The sequence below is a fragment of the Nostoc sp. genome (genome assembly GCF_036916655.1).
In the GTDB taxonomy this organism is placed as follows: domain Bacteria; phylum Cyanobacteriota; class Cyanobacteriia; order Cyanobacteriales; family Nostocaceae; genus Nostoc.
Genome location: NZ_JBALFY010000025.1, coordinates 122,746 through 142,045, shown reverse-complemented (window position 1 = coordinate 142,045; position 19,300 = coordinate 122,746). Strand labels below are relative to the sequence as shown.

Below are 19,300 nucleotides of genomic sequence, written 5' to 3'. Positions count from 1 at the left end.
GAGACTTGAACTAAAGTTCAAGGCTAGGGAGAGGTTTATCGAACTCACGTCAATTTAGCAACTGCAAGAACTACCAGAATCGAAATACGAATCCAATCCTGAAACAACGTCTGACTTCACTAAGCTCAAGCACTTCCAAACCGCTTGATTTTTACAAGACCATGTGACATGATACTTAACATAGCAAAATCCGGTATTTCGATAGACTTACCGGATTTTAATCTTGGACTGCTTCACTGTTCATTAGATTCGTTTCATCAGAAAACTATCCACCCTAGTTTTTGATTGGAGAAACACTAAGCATGATGAACTGTCCTCCTAATCACTTACAGCAGTTTTCATGTATCTGTCGTAAGGACACAGTAATGCTGTGCCCCTACCGTGTGGTCTATTGACCTGAAAATAGCTGTAACTCGCCATTGAGTAACAATTGATCGCCTAATTACAGTCATTCGTCCACATGAAAAAAGTTAATTTGGAGAATTTTGTATGGCCGCTATAACGTTGAGTGTATCTACTGTCAAGCCTCTGGGCGATCGCGTCTTCATCAAGGTTAGTGAGTCAGAAGATAAAACTGCGGGTGGAATTTTTCTACCTGATAGCGCCAAGGAAAAGCCGCAGGTGGGTGAAATTGTGGCAGTGGGTTCTGGTAAGCGTAACGATGATGGCACTCGTCAAGCGATCGATATTGCAGTTGGCGATAAAGTCCTCTACTCCAAGTACGCAGGCACCGACATCAAGCTTGGTACAGAAGAATATGTCCTGTTGTCTGAGAAAGACATCCTGGCAATTGTTTCATAGTCGATTGCCATTAGTTATTGGTCATTGCTACTCCACAAGCTGCCCTAACCAATGACAGTCGCAACTGCTCAACCTACAAACTATTAAAGGGAACTGGAATTACTATGGCAAAACGCATCATTTACAACGAAAATGCTCGTCGCGCTCTAGAAAGAGGAATTGACATTCTTGCTGAGGCGGTAGCTGTCACCCTTGGCCCGAAAGGCCGTAACGTTGTTTTGGAAAAGAAATTTGGCGCTCCTCAAATCGTCAATGACGGTGTAACCATCGCTAAAGAAATTGAACTAGAAGATCACGTTGAAAACACAGGTGTAGCCTTAATCCGGCAAGCCGCTTCCAAAACCAATGATGCTGCCGGAGATGGTACTACAACTGCAACCGTTTTGGCTCACGCCATTGTCAAAGAAGGATTGCGGAACGTCGCTGCTGGTGCTAATGCCATCGAACTCAAGCGTGGTATCGACAAAGCCACAGGCTTTCTAGTAAACAAGATTAAAGAACACGCGCGTCCCGTAGAAGACTCTAAAGCGATCGCTCAAGTTGCTGCCATCTCTGCCGGCAACGATGAAGCTGTAGGTGCGCTGATTGCAGAAGCATTAGATAAAGTTGGTCGTGAAGGGGTGATTTCTCTAGAAGAAGGTAAGTCAGTCACCACCGAACTAGAAGTTACAGAAGGGCTGAACTTCGATAAGGGTTATATTTCTCCCTATTTTGCCACAGATGCCGAACGGTTGGAAGCAGTGCTAGATGAGCCATTCCTACTGATAACAGATAAAAAAATTGCCCTGGTACAAGATTTAGTACCAGTACTAGAGCAGGTTGCCCGTGCAGGTCGCCCATTGCTGATTCTGGCTGAAGACATTGAGAAAGAGGCACTGGCTACCCTAGTAGTAAATCGGCTGCGCGGAGTGCTGAATGTAGCAGCTGTGAAAGCTCCTGGTTTTGGCGATCGCCGTAAGGCTATTTTGGAAGACATTGCCATTCTTACAGGTGGGCAATTGATTACAGAAGATGCCGGTTTGAGGCTAGATGCCACCAAGCTTGATCAACTCGGTAAAGCTCGCCGAATCACCATCACCAAAGATAGTACAACCCTCGTTGCCGATGGTAATGAAGCAGCCGTTAAAGCCAGGGTAGAGCAAATCCGCCGCCAAATCGAAGAAACCGAATCTTCCTACGACAAGGAAAAGCTGCAAGAACGTTTGGCGAAGCTATCGGGTGGGGTTGCTGTGATCAAAGTTGGTGCGGCCACTGAAACCGAACTCAAAGACCGCAAGCTACGTCTAGAAGATGCCATCAACGCCACAAAAGCTGCTGTTGAAGAAGGCATCGTTCCTGGTGGTGGTACGACGCTAGCCCATCTAGCTCCTGAGTTGGAAAGCTGGGCAAAATCTACCCTAGTGAATGAAGAGTTAACAGGAGCGTTGATTGTATCTCGCGCCCTGAGTGCCCCTCTGAAGCGGATTGCCGAGAATGCAGGTCAAAACGGTGCTGTAATTGCGGAGCGCGTGAAAGAGAAGGACTTCAATGTGGGCTATGATGCAACCACCGGCGAATTTGTGGATTTGTTTGAAGCTGGAATTGTTGACCCTGCCAAGGTGACACGCTCGGCTGTACAGAATGCAGCGTCAATTGCCGGTATGGTGCTGACCACTGAAGCGATTGTAGTTGACAAGCCGGAACCAAAAGATGCTGCTCCTGCTGGGCCTGGTGGCGGCGGCTTGGGTGGGGACTTCGATTATTAATTGTTAATCCCTGGCGAAAATTTTTGCGTCTTGCCTAAATCTCAAGAGGCGATCGTCCCAAATTATAACGATCGCCTCTTGTTTCATTGCATATTACCTCATCTTCCTCATTTTCTACCCCGTATTCTTGCGGTAAAAAGATCAATGCGATCGCTACACAAAATTTGGCACAGTAGTTAAGAAACCTAACCAGTTTTAACTCTAGATTATGCCAAAGTCTCGTTTTTTCCGCTTCTTTCGCCACCTCAATTGGGGCACACTCAAAAAAACTTTTACCAGGACAATCGAAAGGCGACTTTTGGGACTTGCCTCGGAAATCGCCTTCAATGCGATGCTATCCCTGTTTCCAGCAATTCTTGCTCTGATTACAGCCATTGGTTTATTGGCAGAATCTTTGCAAGCCACCTTTAGACAACTGGCGGTAGAACTAAGTCAAGTTCTACCCGAACAAGCTTTGGATCTAATTCGTGATTTTGCCATTACAGAGATTACCAACTCCAAAAACAGTGGTTTGTTTTCTCTGAGCTTTGCCTTAGCAATTTGGGCTGCTTCTGGGGCGGTGAATACCGCGATGACAGCCCTCGACCAAATTCATCAAATTCCTCCAGAAAACATACGTCCTTTTTGGAAAGCCAAACTCGTCTCTCTGGGATTAACAGTCGGGACTATGTTGCTTTTAGTATTGGCTTCTTTCTTAGTGTTTACCAGTGATTGGCTGCTGGCAATAGTAGTACATGAAAATGCTTCTTTAATCTTCTTATTACATCTTTGGCAGTTGTTACGCTGGCCTCTAGCTTTAAGTATTGTTGCTGTCGCCTTTGGCTTCGTCTATCGCTATGGCCCAAGCAAGTGGAACTCAGGCACGCCAATGATGCCTGGAGCAATTTTAGCAGCTGTTTTCTGGGCAATATTGTCTGCCTTATTTCGGTTGTATGTGGCGAATTTTGGCAATTATAATAAAGTATATGGTGCTGTAGGGGCTGTGATAGTTTTAATGCTCTGGCTGTCAATGAGCGCTGCTGTGCTGTTAATCGGCGATCAGTTAAACGTAACTGTGGGCGAAGATATGCGCTTAAAAGGGCAGTTGCAATCTCCAGAAAAATATTAAATAGTAAATCCCTAAAAATAGTGATTGCAAAAGATCAGTAGGGGAGTAAAATATCTAACGATTCAATACAAATCTAGCGATCGCCTTCATGTCTGATTCTCCTCCTCGATTTTCGATGATTGAACCTGATGCCAAAGCACCCACCTTAAAGCGCCTGCGTCAGCTAAGTCGGCTTCTGGATAATATTATTACCATTCCTGGTACAAAGATTGGTTTTGGTTTAGATCCAATCATCGGACTTATACCGATTGGTGGTGATTTTTTGGGAGTTATGTTTTCTAGCTACATCATCCTAGAAGCAGCGCGGCTGGGTGTATCTAGAGCCACTTTAGGTAAAATGGTTTTAAATGTGATTATTGATGGCTTAGTAGGCACTGTTCCAGTTTTGGGAGACTTTTTTGATTTTGCCTGGAGAGCTAACACTAATAATATCAAGCTATTAGAAGAGTACTTAAAGTTTCCCAGCGAGCAAAAGAGTGCAGACAGGTGGTTTATCTTTGCCGTTTTAGTGGGATTGTTGCTAATCTCAATTGTCTTAATAGCATTGCCTGTGATCCTAATTAGAATCCTGTGGAACGCTTTCACCGGTGGTTAAAATAATTCGTAATTTGTAATGACGCTCTCGCTGAGAGGCTAAGTAGGTAGGCACAAATAAACCTAACTATGTATGTAACGAAAAGTAAAAGCGGTGAAAACCTTCTTGCAATTGCTTCTCTAGGAGACGCTACGCGTAGCTTGCTTCCCCGTAGGGGTACACTCCACTACGTTACGTACCCTACGGATTCTCCAAAGGAGTACGCAATTACATAGTTATAAATTTTCTCACCCACCTACTTACGTCAACGCTTGTAATAACGTAAAATCTTAATCTGTGCATAATTTTAAACCCCTAGAATTAGTTCAATTATGTCCAATTATTTATTGATAACGGAATGAAAGATTGGTGGCAAGCTACTTTTCCTAAAGGGCGGCAAAATCTAATTATTACTGATGCTAAAGGGTATCCTATACAAATTGCTTATGGCGAAAAAGGTAAAGGTAAACCGCTAATTTTATTACATGGTATGGGGAGTTGGAGCTACAATTGGCGCCACAGCATAGCACCATTATCTAAATATTATCGGGTAATTTGTTTTGATGCTAAAGGTTTTGGTTTTTCAGAAAAACCATTATTTCGTAGAGAACATAATGGGCATCAAGTTATTGAGTTTAAAAGAGTTATTCAGGCATTATGTGATGAACCCGCAGTAATTGTGGCTGAATCTTTGGGGGGATTAGTTGCCCTTGCCCTTGCTCAAGAAAATCCGCAATTAATCGGGCGGCTTATAGTAGTAAACGTACCTGTTTTTAGCGAATATCTACCCCATTGGGCTATGTGGTTACTAGCCCAAACGCCTTTAGAAATAATGCAAACAATTGACTCCTTACGTATGGCATATCTGTTTGCGCCTCTATTTAGAGAAATTATGGCAATAGAAAGACGTGGGGTGTTATTTGATCCCTCAATCCTGACACAAGAAGATGTCTATTGGATCACTTACCCGTTTATTGAATTGCCTGGTACAATTGCAAAAGTTGCCGAAGAGTTACAAATAGCCGCGCAAGAAATTGAGAATTGGCAAGCAAATAAGCCAAATATGCTCACCAAAATTCAAAATAACCTGAGTGCAATTAAGTGTCCTACACTAGTTTTGTGGGGTGAGCAAGATAGTTGGTTTCCTCCTAGTCATGGTGAAAAATTGCATCAGCATATCCCCAATTCCAAATTACAGATTTTGCCTAACTGCTGTCATGATGCCTCAAGTGGTGCTTTTGAAGTACTGAATGCAGCGATTCTTAAGTTTTTACGTGATACTAATTTTTAGAGAATAATTCAGAATTTAGAATCAACCTGAATTCTGTTTCCATAAAAAGAGAGTGGGAGGAAGCATATCAGTCAGCTTTCAAACTCCCACTCTGCCATTTGCTGCTGAAGTGAACAGGAATTTATACAGACGTTGCCCGTTAGTTGGGGGCTAATGCGTACTTAAACAACAACGCCCATACGCATTTAATATTCCTGTTGCAGCAAATGCTAAACCTAATTATTGATATTTATTTGCTGAGAAAATACTCTGTAAATAATTGATAGAGATAGCTTTTTATGTTTGCCAATCACTTAGTAAATAGTGTTTTACAAAAATAAATTTGCTTACGTGGTAGCCCCTGATAACAAAACCCTTGAAGTCGTTTATCTTTATACAATTTAACTTGGTTAATCGAAAGCTGGTTGCCATTTTGGCAGGTTTTTAAATTTGCTAATTGCTCATATATAACTTTTTAAAAGCTGTGAAGCAGCTATAGCAATCCGATAGCGAGTCAGACGCTCCTGCGTCGCTCTAAGCGAAGCCATGCCGTTGGCGTTAGCGTCTCTGAAAGAGAAGGCTTTACGCTGCGCTATCGAGCGTCTTTGATTTCTGAATCACTCATGGAGGAATAGGGAACAGGTAATAAAAATATAATGCAATACAGTTCAGATCAGCCCAAAACACTTGTAGAGACGGCGATTTATCGCGTCTCGAAAACCCAAAATTGTTGCCAGTAGCCCTTAACCCAAGCGTATTGTTCTATATGACAATAAATAATGTGTATATAACAAGATTCCCGACTTTTTAAATAAGTCGGGAATCTCAGCCAAGTAATTGGCAAAAAGTGTTAATTTAACGGGGTTTTACTTTACAGTAGTATTAATACTGGCGTAAAATTGCAGACAATGAACTATTTTTACGAAGATCCATCAAGTCTGCTAAAGGTTCTGTGGGCGTATCGAGGTGATGCTTGTGTTCTGCTGGTAAAACCGTCACCAGATGCTTTGTTTTGGGTTGCATCTGCATAAGGGGCATTAGTTGTGGCTGTGGCACAAAAATTGGTTGGTTCTTAGGAAGATGTGGTTCCAATTTTTGGTAATGGTTCTGTGCCAAACGTGCCTGATGGCGGTTAACCTGTTTTTGGACTTTTTGCGATTGCTTTGTCCGGTTGAGCATTCGGAAAATGAACAGGGAACCACTACCACAGCTGAGGGCGATCGCAGCCACCATCCATAAAGGTGTAGGATTAGTGTTCTCAGAGGGCGCATTAATTGGTTCTTCAACTATAACTGGGATTTTTTCTGGTTCTTCCTGTGTTATCGGGCCGGCATTGCCTAAGCTATACAGCGCAAAGGCACCACCTCCCATAAACATGGCTAAAAACCCAGTTAGCAATAGCCAAGGATGATGTACAACCAAATAGATCAGAACATTCGAGCTTTTTCTTAATCTCGATTTCCTGTTTGTCAGCTCTGGAGTAGCCCGTCTTAGTTGGGTTGGCTCGCGCTGTACATTCTGACTTTTTTCCATGATTACTTTCAGATTTGTACCCCTCTAGTCAATAAATTGTACTGGAGGAGTCAAGCATCAGGTATCCGTAACAAAAGTGTAGATTCAAGTAGCTTTTTTGTAAAATATAGGCTACCAAATCTGGCTGACTTTTGCCAAAATTCTGTATTTATTGTGACTTTTCACTGTAATAATCTGAAATCAGTTCGCTTATTTTTTCCATCAACTAGAAGAATGTCTAGCGATCGCAAGTTGAATTAACCGATCGACTAATTCTGGAAAAGGAACTCCACTATGGGCCCAGAGTTGAGGATACATACTAGTTGCAGTAAAGCCTGGCAACGTATTGATTTCGTTAATTAAAACTTCTTGTGTCGCTTCCACATAGAAAAAATCTACCCTTGCTAACCCAGCAGCATCAACAGCGGCAAAAGCCTGCAAAGCCATGTCTTGAACCTGACGAGCGATCGCATCTGGAATCGGTGCAGGTATCAGTAAATCTGCCCGTCCTTCAGTATATTTAGTTTCATAATCATAAAAATCGCTGTCATAAGTAATCTCTCCAACGATAGAGGCTTGGGGTTGATCGTTACCTAAAACGGCACACTCAACTTCCCTGGCGACAACACCAGCTTCTACAACTAATCGGCGATCGTAACTGGCAGCACTATCTAAAGCTGCTTCTAATTCTTGGCGCGATCGCACTTTCGCAATACCCACTGATGAACCCAAATTCGCAGGCTTGACAAAAGCAGGATAACCTAATGCTGCCTCAATGTCATCACAAAGTTTCGGAAATACGCAAGGATTAGACCAAACCTGCGCTCTCGTAATCGCCTTATATTTTACCTGTGGTAGTCCCGCTTGCTCAAAGGCAATTTTCATGGCAATTTTATCCATCCCCATTGCCGAACCTAACACCCCAGAACCCACAAAGGGAACCTGCATCAAAGTAAGTAACCCTTGAATTGTCCCGTCTTCACCATTGGGGCCGTGGAGAATGGGAAACCAAACATCCACTTGGGCAACTTGAGAGGGAGATTGCCACTTACTTAGGGTTTGGGCTTGCGGGTTAGATGTCAGATTTCCCTCAGAAGTTGATTCTTCCGATTCCAGTAGCGGACTACCGGTTGCTAAAACCTTTTCGGGTGCTTCTCCTGCAAGCCAGCGACCATTTTTTTGGATATAAAAAGGCAGGATTTCGTACTTGTTAGCATTTTCCTCTGCACTTAAGGCTTTAGCGATCGCCCGTGCTGAGTTGATTGAAACTTCATGTTCTCCCGAACGACCGCCAAACAGTAACCCCACGCGCAGCTTAGTCATTTTCGGTTCCTCGACACTTCTCCAGCAGATAGCGTATCATAACCTACAAAAGTTGCCATCTTTTTCTTTTATTTCTTTTACTGTTAAGACTAGTACCGCAAGGCGAAATTCAAAATTCAATGGATCTTACCCAAGGCGATTGGATTGGTTCAATTTGCCCAATTCCTAAAATTGAAGAAGAATTCAGAAGTCAGAATTCAGGAGCGGAGCCGGAGACTCCGAAGCTCCGGTCAGAATCAAGACGCGACTCGAAAATACTCGCTCACACTGTGCTATACGCTTTTTCAGTCAAAATTAATTCTGAATTCTGACTCCTGACTACTGAATTCTGTTCGATAATTTTATCTTTGCCCAACCATAGGGAACCTTGACCCGGAAAACATGGCAGATTACTTGAATAAGTACCAAAAGTCTGACATGAAAACCATAATAATGAGAATTTGGACTACTACTGCTGTGCTAGCTTCTTTTTGGCTAATATCTGGAGCCATCAGTTCTGAGCCAATCAACGCTACTTCTGTTTTGGTAGAAAATGCTATATCATCTCCTGTACCAACGAATGTAAAACAGATTGTTGTCAGTAACACCGAGTTTGGGCTGAAGAGAGTTGACTCCAAAGGGAACGTTACCATTTTTCAGACAACAAGAGTACCACTTCAGGAAGGAAACACCTACGGATGGCGGATTAAACTCAAAGACTACCGAGGTGAAGTGAAATGGCGCGAAGTCTTACGTTTACCAAAACCTCCAGAAACTTGGGGTACAGATAACGGTGAAGCCTTCTCAATATCAGCCGATGGCACTACATCCATAACACGGCGTACACAATCGGCTCCAGAAGGTATAATTGAAAATTTTTGGACGATCGCTCCTGGCGATCCAGTTGGTAAGCATAGAATAGAAGTCTATATTGATGACCGTTTGATCGGTACTTTCGAGTTTGAACTGATTCCCGTTAAGTAGATGTAAAAGGCATTGAAAAGAGGCAGAGGAGCAGGGTGCTGCTCTTGCTGAGGGTAAAACTCTTCTCCCTTGCTTGCTGTTTTGCTGAACCTGAAGCTGAAGAATATCTTAGAGATAAAGAGAGGTCAACGCCACAGATGAATGCTGAAGAATTAAAAAGGCGTTTTGCCGCAGGAGAAAGATATTTTACAGCCGTCAACTTGAGTAAAGACAAGTTAATTGGAGCCTATTTGCCTGGAATCAATTTATGGGGGTCTGACTTGAGTGGAGCTAATCTAGCTAAAGCTAAACTCTGGGGAGCAGATTTAAGTAGAACTAACTTAGCCAATGCGAACTTGACTAGAGCTAATTTGAGCGGTGTCAAACTGAATGAAGCAAATCTTCGGGGAGCCAAACTCAATTATGCCAAGTTGTATGGAGCGAATCTGACTGGCGCTTACTACGATGAAAGCACACGATTTTCTAAAGGTTTTGACCCCATCAGTAGAAAAATGCAGAAGGTGTGAAGGGGATTGAGACATTAAATTGGTGAACTATTAACATCTATAATTCATTTACCAGAGGTCAAGTAAGTATTAATCAGTCAAAATATCACTCATATATCAGAAGCGCATGACTACCAAACCGAAGATTTTCATTGATGGGGAATCGGGAACCACAGGCTTACAGATTTACTCGCGTCTCAACCAACGGGATGACATCGAGTTAGTTAGCATTGAGGCATCTAAACATAGAGATGCAACTGAACGAGCCAAACTAATCAATGCCGTTGATGTTGTCATTCTCTGCTTGCCTGATGATGCGGCCCGCGAAGCTGTTAGCTTAGTCAGTAATACTAGGGTTAAGATCCTGGATGCTAGTAGTGCCCATCGCACGGCTAAAAACTGGGTATATGGCTTCCCTGAACTAAATCCAGGACAGCGAGAGAAAATCGCCAGCGCCCAGTTTGTCAGCAATCCAGGCTGTTATCCTACAGGATTTTTAGCCTGTATCCGTCCGTTGATTGCTAAAGGACTTCTAAATAGTAACTTTCCCGTCACCGTGAATGCAGTGTCAGGTTACTCAGGTGGCGGAAAGAATCTTATCAAACAATATCATAGCTTCCATGAACAGCAAGCCGGGGCAGAGTCACTCTATCCTTATGGCATCTACGGTTTGCAGTTTGGGCATAAGCATGTTAAAGAGATGCATCATTACTCAGGGTTAGCATCGCCGCCGCTATTCGTACCGGCAGTGGGAGATTTTGAACAGGGGATGCTAGTACAAGTGCCTTTGCCTCTGGGTACTTTGGATAATCCGCCATCAGGTGAAGTTATTCATCAAGCGATCGCTAACCACTACCAAAGTGAAAAGTTTGTACAGGTTGCTCCATTCCAAGATTCTACTCTACTACGAGACGGAACATTTCTAGATGCGACCGCACTAAAAGGTACTAATATTGTTCAGGTTTTTGTATTTGCCAATGACACTACCAAAGAAGTGTTGTTAGTTGCTCGTCTTGATAACCTGGGTAAAGGTGCATCAGGAGCCGCCGTCCAAAACCTAAACATCATGCTCGGTTTTCCAGAAGAGTTGGGATTGTCATGAAATGGCGATGAAGTAGAAGTCTGTCAACAAATAATTGATGGATAAATTACTTGTAGAGACGGCGATTTATCGCGTCTCTCTAATTAGTAGTGTTAATTAATTACCCCAGTTAACAGTAGCTAAAGCTATTTCACCTTAGCGCGGAAGCGCACAAAACCATAGGAATTAGCTGGTGTACCAGATCCAGTAGCAGCCGGCAGACTGGGAAAACTTGGGACTGTAATATTGACCACTACTGCCCCATTGGTGTTAATACCGCAGTATGATGGTGTGGCTGAGTCATTAGCTGTATAAAAACGCCCGCGATCGTTATCCGCTACATTAGTTAGGTAAGCCGTAGGTGTAGTAGAACCAATACCTAGGGCAATTCCTTGATCTGCTCCTGGCAAGCCGCCATCATTAGGAGTCATCCCATTAAAAGTATTAGGAATAAAAGTAACATTACCAGGCACTAAGTCACAAATGCGGACATTAGTAGCATTAGACAGACCATTAGAAAGAAAGTATATAGTATATTCTAATTCGTCTCCTAGTTTGACTATCCCAGCATTAATCAATCCCCGCAAATAACCAATTGGCCAAGGTTTATCGCTATCATCATCAGTCTCATAAAGGGGTGATACATAATTGGCAGCACTGGTAGAAACGTCACTGCGACCATCCACAATATTGTTTAAATCCTGGTTATTGATGCGTGTGATCCGTTTAACTAAAAGTAGCTTAGGTTTACTAGTTGTAAATGGCATGGTTACCGTAGCGGGTGTAGGATCTTCTTTGCCTGCTGCATCTATACCTGCCACAGTAAATGTGACCGTTATCGCACCATCATTTGGATCTAATGTTAGCTGAGTTGGGTCATAATTACTAATAACTTGGTTCGCTGTCACAGCTATGTTGTTGTAATAAAGTATCCCATTTGTTGGCAGACTAATAATCTTAAAACTTTTGCCAACACTGAAGTTACCATCTTCAGGATCGGTAGCTGATAGGGTAGGTACTTGCGATTTATTGGTTCCCCCTGGATTCGTTTGCAGAGATGCAGTGACGTTATTAGTATCGGGTAACTGTTCAATCCCAAAATCCTTACTGGAGATGTTTGTGCCAGTATCAAAAGTAGCCGTCGTCAGTGGGCTAGTATTGACCCAGTTAGAGGGTAGAGATGGTGCAGGTGCAGTATTACCCACTGTGCCAGCAGTTGTACTTAAGATAATTTTAACGTTGCTTTGATTCAAGGGGACATCGAGAAAAGTGTAAGTACCATCTGCTGCGACAGGTATTGTTTTTAAAACCTTATTATTTACATCCACCAGAATTGCATTTAACAACCCACCTGCATTAGTACCTGTTTCTGAGCCAGTATTGATATTAGCAAAAGTATTATTAGCGCTATTATCAGCATCATCCCAAACCTTGCCGCTTAGGAAATCATCATCATAGATCGTATAATTGGAGACGACTGTTGGGGAACCACCACAAGTTGTGGTTGAACTGGCGAAAAAACTAGTTGAAGTTTCTATGGTGAATATAATTGTCCTCACACCTTGAGGAACATTATTATTAATAACAGTAAAGGGAATGGTAAAAACACTAGTGGCATCACTACCATCGTAGTTTCCCGCAGGGATAGTGATATTAAAGGTGGATGTGCCTGATGTTGTATTGTAATCTGTACCCAAAGTTGCTGTACCACTCACGGAGATAGGAACGCTTATCCCTCCAGCTGGCACTAAACCAACGATTCTGAGTTTGGGGGGGTTAGTTGTAGGGTTAGTTTCTGATTCTGCTGCACCACCTGAACTTGCTGTAAACTCAACCACAGGTTTACCAGCAAATTGGACTTCATCAAGGAAGTTCCCTACAGTATTATCCCCACCCGCCGTCGAAACAGCCGCAAATCCTACAGGTTGATTAGCAGAAGCACCAGTGTAAGGAACAGTGCCAGTGTATCGTACCCAGCCATTTCCGGCGTTATTGTTAGTTACAGTAGGAATAGTTGCACCATTCTGCGCTACTGGTTGTGCTGTAACTGTTCCATCGCTAGTTGTTGAGAATCTGCCAAAAACAGTTGATGTTGGATTAGTATTTAGTCCAATGAGAAAATTCGCCACATCAGCAGTAGTTGCACTTGAACGCCCACGATGTAACAAAGAGAATGAGATCGTCTCATTTTGAATTAGGCATATATTCTGATACAACTCAGAAGCTTGTTCAGCATTTAACTCCGCAAATTGATTCCCAGCATTGGTTGCTGTACTAGCACCAAGAAATCCTGAAGTCCAAATCTCAATGAGTGGTACTGAGCCGGGGGATACATAACCAGTACAATTACCTGTTCCGGCTTTTACTGAGCCATGAGTCGTACTCCAACCAGGGATAAGGCTTTGATCCACTTGGACGTAACATTGTTGATTAGCAGAACCAAAAACAGGTGACTCAAAGCCGGGATTTAAGAACGATCTCTGGATATATTGAGCTTGTACTAATGTAGGTTGAAGTACTAATGTTGCACTCATCAGCCCCCAGCCCAACGCCTGAAAATTTTGCCTTAAGTTTTTCATTAGTAAATCACCATAAAATAACCTTTAAAAAATGCTAATTACCCTAACCCTAATTATTAATGATGCCTGATTCACCTCAAATAAATCTCCAGTCTCTAGCTTGCCCAAAATCTTAGATAATCTACCATTTGTATTCAGATTGAGTGTGGCGATCGCTTTTAAATAGTGAAACAAAAATTTCATTTCAAATTTAATAAATCTTGGCTATAAATTGACGATTTGTAGAAATGTAGCACTGCTACGTCTCTACAAATAACCGTTTTATATTTCACGTTTTTGCATTGCTGTTGTTGCAGCCTTGAGTTTATTCACCAAAGTTTTCATCGCAGATTCTTGTGGCTGGCGTGGCGGAATCTTTTGCTGTCCAAAACCATCAAACAATTCGTTGAGCTTCACCGTAAAGCCTAAATATGCGCCTCCCGCAGAACGTGTGCCTGAGAAATCTCGGTCGTCAACTTTACCAAATACATATCCAGCAGAGACACGCAGGTTGGGTGTGAGGTAGTAGCCTGTTTCTAGAACAAAGCCTGTTTCGCTATAGCTAGACTGGCTAATTACACGAGCTTCACCTACCAAATCCCAGCTATATCCCAAACGATAAGTAGCTCGTAATTGCGCCAGATTTACTGTGCTAGTACCAGCTAAATCGTTAGCTAAATAAGAGGTGCTATTACGTAAAGCATACTTACCGTAGAATTCCCATTGCCAATTAGGAGCGTAAATTGCTTCTAAAGCAAAGGTATGGTCTTGGGAACCCGTACCACTTCCTAATAGGATGGTGTCAGGGATGGATGAAGGATTTTGGCGATATTCATAACGCAATAAAGCATTAAATTTATCGTTATTGGGGTCGCGGTAGGCTAAACCCAGCTTGAGGTTAGCAGTATCTCCTAGTCCTGAAAGCTTTTCATTGGAAGAACCAGCTTGTTGATAACGCACCAAGGCTGTGAGAGCCGGAGAAATTTTACCCGCAGCAGCAGCAGTAATTACTGTATTCCCTCCACCAGAAGAAGAACGATGTTCATAACGGGCGCTGGCTTGAAACTGCGGATTATCACTGTATTCCAGCCCAATGCTGTAGCTATCGCCACCATCAAATCCGATCGCAGATGCAGATTGACCAAAAGCGAAGGGTTGGGCATATTGTTGACCTGCCGCAGTCCGTCCGAAGAAGTTGCCAAATACGTGTTCGTAAGCAACATTCAGCCGCAATCCCGAAGCAATAGTCCAGCGATTATTTAGACCAATTGCCCCTTGGGTAGTCATTTCGTTAGCACCACCCAAAATTGAATAACGACCGGTCAAAGTAGTATCCGATCCGAGTTTGTGTTCGCCGTTGACGCTCAAGCTAGTGATGGAGTTACCCGAATATTGACCGCTACTATAAAACTGTTGGGCTAAACTGACACTAACACCAGGAATTACTGCCCAATTCAGACCTAAGATGGTGCGGTCTGGGTAAATAGGATCTTTTTGGGAAGATAAACTTAGTTCATTTTGCGCCTGGAAAGTCAGGTTTTTTGCAAGGGGAATGGAAAAACGCGATCGCAGTTGATCGGAATTACTACTCAAACTACTGTCGGGGATGCGGTCTTCCCGATGGCGATGAATCCAATCCAGATCAATAATGGCACTACCTAAACGTTGTTCAATTCCAGCAGAAATTGTCGTCAGCGAATTATCAACCCTGCTCCCAGGTATGGATTCATAACGTGGTGCAAACAGTTCTTCAAAGGTATCTAGAGGTTGGGGAGCAATCCCAAAATTGTCTTCGTGGTCGTATTGCGCTCTGAGGTTGGTAGTTGAGGTTACTTTCGCTGTAACCTGCGCTCCATAACGAGTTTGTCCTGGGACAAAGCTGACAGTGGCATTATTAGCAAAGCCTGTATCAGCAAAGCGATAATAGGCACGACCTTGAATTCCGTTAGCAATTTGTCCCTCAGCCTCCAACCGGTAAGCGTCACCTCTGACTCTTCCCACAACATCAGAATCATTAGTGGAATGGGCGTATTCTGCGATTAACTTACCGTTCTCACCCAGAGCAATCAGCGCATCTGCACCGTAGAGTTGAAAGTCGCGTACTCCATGATTTTCTTGGACATAAGTTGCTCCAATCCAGCTTTCCTGATTCAGCTTGCGGGAAAGGTTATATTGCAAACGACCAGCATAGATATTGCCATCAGAGTTTTGATCGTCGTACTGGTAGCTAACAACAATCCGACGTACCAATACTTGTCCAGCCTGATCGACATCGGTACGAAGCATCGGTTCGCGGAATAATAATGTACCGCGATCGTAGTCGATTTCGTAGTCTGGGCCTCGGTTCAGCTGTTTACGTTCTAATACAGTTCCAGGACGATTGAGTTCTTCTAACTCGATAAAGACATTTTCACTACCTGCTTGTAGTAGTCTGCGAGAGAGGAAGTAATAACCACTAGTACCATCGGGAGCAATGGTATCCCGTTGAAACCCCTCTAAGTGGTCGCCATAGAAACCTGTAATTTGGAGATTTCCTAAGTTGTAGTTAGCTTTAAAACCGTGGAGTTGACGGGTAATCGCAGTAAATTGCTGAGATCCCCGCGCAAATTCTTCTGTGTTGTAGTCACCCCACATAGCATAATCAGGGGAAACTCCGGGAATACGAGATGAACGCTCGAAACGCAGAAATACACTGTCAATGGAAGGAGTAACGACATCAACTTTCGAGCTATCGCCATAAACAGGATAGTTTTGCTCGTTGGATTGGTAAGTTCTAAACAGCCGATTATTACAGTCACAATCTTCGTTGAGGCTACGAGAACTGTTGTATGCACCCGTAAACAACCATTCCCCGATCGCACCAGTGGCAAATACTGCGGAATGGAAATCTAATTGCGTACCGTTGTTTTTGTCAGGAGGGAGGAAATCACGGAAACTGCCGTAATAATTTGTACCTCTAGCTCCCAAACGTAAATCTATGACTCCAGTAACTAAACTAGGACGCAATGCCGTTTCAAATTGTAGTTGAGTAAAGGCTTCTAAATTGTTAGTTATGGCTCGAATTCGGACAGTTTCGGCCTTCAGTTGCGATCGCAACGTTGCTGTAAATTGTCCTCCTTTCGCCTCCACTTGAAATCCGGGTTCATCGGGCTTGAAGTCTTTCCCGACAAACTCCCCAGCACTGGGTATGAGGGTGACAACAGCATCACGATTAGAGCGATTGCCATTTGCATCGAGCAGTTGACCCCGAATTGTTGCTGTAGAACGTCCATCTGCTGGAATACGGGACTCAACTGTTTCTAAAGTTAGTTGCTGTGGCGCTCCCCGCACTGCGACTTGCACTGTTACAGCGGGTTCTGTTCCTCCAATAATTTTTGCAGAGATGGTGTTTGCCCCTTCTTTTAACGAGACACCATACCATGTCTGCGTTACTAGGTTAGTGGTAGCGTCACTTTCCGTTCGTCCCACTAAAGAAGGGTCTACCAAAGTGCCATTCACCCGCAATTCCACTTGACTACCAACAGGAAACTGCACAATCACCGTGCTAGCTTGGACATCTATAACACTGTCAGCCGTTGGAGTCAGGATCTTGATGGCTGTAGAGATGGGTAGAGTAGGAGATACAGGAAGATTTTCATTCACCCCTTGTCCGTTCTCTACTCCTGCTATTTTGCGTAAGCCTCTAGGCAAACCTACCGAATTTGCTGGTTGAAATGGTTGTATTGCCGTTGGAGAAGCTTGCAACTGTGTCTCGGTTTCTTTACCTCCATCATTTTTATTCTTGATTTCAGCTACTTTACTTAAGGCTGTGGGTAAATCAACAGAGTTTGCTGGTTGAAACGTTGGTACTTCCGTCTTTTCCTCAATTCCAGCTACTTTACTTAAGGCTGTGGGCAAATCAACAGAGTTTACTGGTTGAAACGGTTGTATTTCCGTTTCACTTGCCTGGACATTTGGAATTGAACTATCAGTAGTCGGTGCTGAAGAAGTGGAAGAAAATTCATCAGATGGAAACTGCTGCTTAGAACTTCCCAAAAGATAAGCCTCTCCCCTGCTCCCTGCTCCCTGCTCCCTTGCCTCTTCTTCAACACCCTTGTGTACTTGCGAAGGTGAATCAGAAAAAAGGAGATTTTCACTAGTAATTTCAGCTTTGACTATAGTAGGATACAAAACCAGGCAAAGAGCTACTGGCATTGCCCCCATCAATTTCAGCTTAAATATAGTTGCACAGTGCAGTCTGGGCTTCATTTCTTGACTGGCTCCTGAAATGTGGGGGTGAGAGCGAAGTTCATACGTACCAAGCCACCAGGCTCTAAATGCACTAAGCGAGATTGGCTATTTCGTTCGCGGAATTTTTCGTTATGAGCTAAGGTGTAACCGGGTAAACTGCTCAGGTCTAGTACACCTGTGTGATATCCAGGTAAGGCATTAGCTAGGGAGAACAAACCATTCGGATCTGTAGTGATGCGGTTTCCATCCTCCAGAAAAATTACTGCATTTGGTATCCCCGGCTCATCAGCTTGTTGTTCACCGTCAAAGTTTTTATCAACAAACACCCGACCGATAATCGTGCCACAGTCAGAAACGATTCCTGAACTAATTTTCAACTGGTGTGTTGCAGGGCCATCCTTGGTGCTAAAACGGTTATCGGCTCGTTGAGCATTAACGATCGCACTGTTGCGACCAGTCCCACGCAGCGCATCAGGTGTTAGTTGAGCAGCGTAGGCAATATTCAAGACTTTCTCTGTGGGAATGGTTACATCTGTGCGGAATGTCACTGTATTACCATTGCGTTCTGAAGTGATAGTGACGAGTTGACCATCCACCTCTCCCCGTACAGATTTCGGCAAAAAATCGAATCCTAAAGGTAGGTTGTCGGTGACAAATATATTATTCAAACCAGCATCAGCGAGATTTTTCACCGACAGGCGGTAGATGACTGTATCTCCAGGTTCAGCAGCAGCGCGATCGCTTGTTTTGATAATCTGCAACTGATTGGCTTGACACAGATTTGTAGTAAATTCAAAGGCTAATAAATCCAGTCCCACAACTTCTGCATTGGGAACTAAAACAACTGTTTGCTCTACTCTGGTTTGGCCTGTGAGACTGATTGGTTGACCATCCAGAGAACTAGCGACATATCGCACAATATTATTACCTTGTGTGCCAGTGCTACCAAGGATTTCAATTTTGATCCGCCGCTGTCTGTAGATAGAATTTGGTGGCGGATTAACTACAAAAATGTAGGTTCTACCTGGATCGGTTTGACCCTTATTCGGATCGAGTAGGAAATTGTAAACACCCGCAGGGTTATTCGTAACGAAGTAGGGGTTACTATTCTCGGTATTTGGCGATCTACCACCAGGAACATTGTTATTAGGAATATCTGGTAACTCTGTTCGAGTCAAAGCAACCAAGCTGCCTAATTCTGTCCCTGTTGGATCGCTAGAGTTAGGTTCATATACCCCAACTGAAAAACCTGTATAGTCAGATAAAATTGTGCCAGCGCAACCTAAGATCCGTCCTAAAGGATCAAATAATGGGGTAGGACTAGCATTGAGCTGACTAGAACTTCCTTGATATTGATTATTATTAGCTGAATCTGTATAAGTGTAAGTAGCTTGATTTATTAATAATGGCGAAGACGCAACTAGATTATTAGTCTGTTGCGCGATCGCTGGTATAGATATACTAGTATGCAAAAAACTTCCCAAAAGAACACTAGCTGTTAACTGTCGCCACCAGCCACGGCTAGAAGTAATTTGCTTTTGGTTTTGAGGACGGCTCACTGAACACATCTCCTATGAAATGTCAAGCTTGTTGTTAATAAAAGCATTTATTTATTTGTGGAAATCCAGTTAAGCCAAAACCCTTTAAAAT

15 protein-coding genes are annotated in these 19,300 nt (G+C 43.3%); 8 read left to right on the top strand and 7 right to left on the bottom strand.

The genetic code is table 11. The features are described 5' to 3' along the window. Positions 1-489 precede the first annotated feature (489 nt). Positions 490-801 carry a co-chaperone GroES gene (groES, locus tag V7L31_RS07630; RefSeq protein ID WP_179063948.1) on the top strand — a complete coding sequence of 104 codons (312 nt, stop codon included), beginning with the start codon at positions 490-492 and terminating at the stop codon, positions 799-801. Positions 802-905: 104 nt separating this feature from the next. Further along, entirely contained in the window at positions 906-2,546 is a 1,641-nt protein-coding gene (gene groL, locus V7L31_RS07625) for a chaperonin GroEL (protein WP_334695683.1), read from the top strand. A gap of 34 nt (positions 2,547-2,580) precedes the next feature. Here the strand turns inward: groL and V7L31_RS07620 are convergent, their stop codons facing one another. Next, positions 2,581-2,790 carry a hypothetical protein gene (locus tag V7L31_RS07620; protein ID WP_334695765.1) on the bottom strand — a complete coding sequence of 70 codons (210 nt, stop codon included), beginning with the start codon at positions 2,788-2,790 and terminating at the stop codon, positions 2,581-2,583. Here V7L31_RS07620 and V7L31_RS07615 point away from each other — a divergent pair. The 3 genes from V7L31_RS07615 to V7L31_RS07605 all read left to right on the top strand — a co-directional run bounded on the left by V7L31_RS07615 (position 2,755) and on the right by V7L31_RS07605 (position 5,519). Beyond that, positions 2,755-3,654: a YihY/virulence factor BrkB family protein gene (locus V7L31_RS07615; protein ID WP_334695682.1), complete on the top strand. Its 900-nt coding sequence runs from the start codon at positions 2,755-2,757 to the stop codon at positions 3,652-3,654. The genes V7L31_RS07620 and V7L31_RS07615 overlap by 36 nt on opposite strands. An 88-nt stretch (positions 3,655-3,742) precedes the next feature. Then, on the top strand, positions 3,743-4,249 hold the full coding sequence (locus V7L31_RS07610) for a DUF4112 domain-containing protein (protein WP_334695681.1): 507 nt from the start codon (positions 3,743-3,745) through the stop codon (positions 4,247-4,249). 337 nt (positions 4,250-4,586) lie between these two features. Then, positions 4,587-5,519: an alpha/beta fold hydrolase gene (locus V7L31_RS07605; RefSeq protein WP_334695680.1), complete on the top strand. Its 933-nt coding sequence runs from the start codon at positions 4,587-4,589 to the stop codon at positions 5,517-5,519. 861 nt (positions 5,520-6,380) lie between these two features. Here the strand turns inward: V7L31_RS07605 and V7L31_RS07600 are convergent. Together V7L31_RS07600 and V7L31_RS07595 are read right to left on the bottom strand one after the other, a co-directional pair. After that, positions 6,381-7,031, bottom strand: a complete 651-nt coding sequence (locus V7L31_RS07600; protein ID WP_334695679.1) for a hypothetical protein — start codon at positions 7,029-7,031, stop codon at positions 6,381-6,383. Between the two features lie 201 nt (positions 7,032-7,232). After that, positions 7,233-8,333, bottom strand: coding sequence for a D-alanine--D-alanine ligase family protein (locus V7L31_RS07595; protein ID WP_334695678.1), 1,101 nt, complete (start codon positions 8,331-8,333; stop codon positions 7,233-7,235). 417 nt (positions 8,334-8,750) lie between these two features. Here V7L31_RS07595 and V7L31_RS07590 point away from each other — a divergent pair, with 417 nt between their 5' ends. The 3 genes from V7L31_RS07590 (at position 8,751) to argC (ending at position 10,883) form a co-directional block, all read left to right on the top strand. After that, complete coding sequence (locus V7L31_RS07590; RefSeq protein WP_334695677.1) at positions 8,751-9,296, top strand: hypothetical protein; 546 nt, start codon at positions 8,751-8,753, stop codon at positions 9,294-9,296. Between the two features lie 137 nt (positions 9,297-9,433). Continuing rightward, a complete protein-coding gene (locus V7L31_RS07585; protein ID WP_334695763.1) occupies positions 9,434-9,802 on the top strand; it encodes a pentapeptide repeat-containing protein in 369 nt (122 codons plus the stop codon). 106 nt (positions 9,803-9,908) lie between these two features. Then, on the top strand, positions 9,909-10,883 hold the full coding sequence (argC, locus tag V7L31_RS07580; RefSeq protein WP_334695676.1) for an N-acetyl-gamma-glutamyl-phosphate reductase: 975 nt from the start codon (positions 9,909-9,911) through the stop codon (positions 10,881-10,883). Between the two features lie 125 nt (positions 10,884-11,008). Here the strand turns inward: argC and V7L31_RS07575 are convergent, their stop codons facing one another. The 4 genes from V7L31_RS07575 to V7L31_RS07560 form a co-directional block, all read right to left on the bottom strand. Then, a complete protein-coding gene (locus V7L31_RS07575; RefSeq protein WP_334695675.1) occupies positions 11,009-13,441 on the bottom strand; it encodes a hypothetical protein in 2,433 nt (810 codons plus the stop codon). 24 nt (positions 13,442-13,465) lie between these two features. After that, positions 13,466-13,624, bottom strand: coding sequence for a hypothetical protein (locus V7L31_RS07570; protein ID WP_334695674.1), 159 nt, complete (start codon positions 13,622-13,624; stop codon positions 13,466-13,468). A gap of 78 nt (positions 13,625-13,702) precedes the next feature. Then, positions 13,703-17,668 carry a TonB-dependent receptor gene (locus V7L31_RS07565; protein ID WP_334695673.1) on the bottom strand — a complete coding sequence of 1,322 codons (3,966 nt, stop codon included), beginning with the start codon at positions 17,666-17,668 and terminating at the stop codon, positions 13,703-13,705. Beyond that, positions 17,665-19,218: a hypothetical protein gene (locus V7L31_RS07560; protein ID WP_334695672.1), complete on the bottom strand. Its 1,554-nt coding sequence runs from the start codon at positions 19,216-19,218 to the stop codon at positions 17,665-17,667. The genes V7L31_RS07565 and V7L31_RS07560 overlap by 4 nt, the downstream gene beginning before the upstream one ends. Positions 19,219-19,300 lie beyond the last annotated feature (82 nt).